Origin of the sequence: uncultured Leptotrichia sp., assembly GCF_938036635.1 — a bacterium.
GTDB classification, from domain to species: Bacteria; Fusobacteriota; Fusobacteriia; order Fusobacteriales; family Leptotrichiaceae; genus Leptotrichia; species Leptotrichia hongkongensis.
Map to the genome: position 1 here is coordinate 1 of NZ_CALHQO010000484.1, position 1,545 is coordinate 1,545.

2 pseudogenes are annotated in these 1,545 nt (G+C 23.0%); both read right to left on the reverse strand.

Annotation, left to right across the window (positions count from 1 at the left end):
- Positions 1–546: pseudogene (locus tag Q0370_RS09810) on the reverse strand (O-antigen polymerase); the annotation flags it as partial.
- Positions 537–1,446, reverse strand: a pseudogene (locus Q0370_RS11800) (capsular polysaccharide synthesis protein). The pseudogenes Q0370_RS11800 and Q0370_RS09810, both read right to left, overlap by 10 nt.
- Positions 1,447–1,545: the final 99 nt, after the last annotated feature.

Genomic DNA, 1,545 nt, shown 5'->3' on the forward strand with positions numbered 1-1,545 from the left:
ATTTTCTTTTTTTTCTTTATAAAAAATCAAAAATGATAACAAAAATAATAAAATTATACACATTATATTAGAAAAGTCCTGTACTCTTAAAATTGCTGTCACTCTATCTAATGATCCTAGTTTACTCCAATCTTTATATTCTTTCACAAAATTAAAAATTGCTAAAACTAAAACGATCATGCCACCTGTTAATAAGGATTTTAGAAAATTAAACATTTTCTTTTCCTCATCCAAAAAATAAATTAAAGGGAAAAAACATAAATACTTTAAGTTATAATTGTCCAATCTGCTCTTTATTCCACCATCACACATTGCTATTATAAAGGGTGTTACTACAAGAAGCAACATTGACACAGAAAATATTTTTTCCTTAATAAAGAAACTATCTTCAAAGTCTTTTTTATCTACTGCTATAGCTATTACAAGCAATATTAATAATAACGGTAACAATATATTATTTTCAAACTTTTCAGATAAAAATAATGATATTCCAAATAGCAAAGCTACATAATATCCTGTTTTTTTTACGGCTTGTTTTATTTCCATTTCTCCAAATACTCCTTTTGTAACTTTTCTAAAAACGTTCCTCTATTTTTTTCTTTATCCACATTTATCTTAAATGATAATTTATGTATATTTATTTTATTTTTTATATTGTTATATTCCTCTTCATCATACTTTTCAAACAATTTTATAAATAATTCATGTGGTAACGTATCAGAAACTACTATGCATTGCTCCTTTTTATAATATTTTTCGATTAATTGTGTATATAAAATTTGGAAGAAAAAATAATTTGGTATTTTATCGTTATAATTCCAAAAAATAATTAACATATCTAATAATTTTATTTCCTCTCTTTGAAAAAATTATACTGCTCAAAAATCTTACTTTATTTCTTTTATCCCATGAAAAATATATTGAATCAATTTTTTCCCATTTTTCTTTTTCATTAAAAAAGTCATCTCTTTGATATACAAAATAGTCCATATTAAAATATCCTTGAGGTAAATAATCTGTTAATATTACAGTTGCATCTAACCATACTCCACCATAATAATTTAATAATGCCAGTCTTATAATATCTGTAAAATGAGCATATCCTATTTTTTCATCTTCAAGTTTTTTTATCAAAATTTCTGGAATTTCTAAATAATCAAATATATTTTTCATATCTACTCTAATTACTTCACATTCACCTTTATATCTTTCAACACTTTTATAAGATATTTTCACTATTTCTGGTAATTTTTCATAATCCCATCCTTGACCCCAAAATTGCCATATTATTTTTTTCCCATTAATTTCTTTTCTTTTTTTTAATTTTTCAAACTTTATCTGCCCTTTAAAATAATCATCCAACACCTTATTCCAATCTTCAGCTATTCTTTTTTGATTTAACAAATAAATTTCTTTTTGCAATTTGTCAAATAATTTTTTAGGCATTAATTCTTTGTATATATATTTATACGGTTTTTGAGATAATTTTTTATTTAAATCATAAATTATTCCGTCAATTGAAAAAATTCCATTTTCTATCCTTCC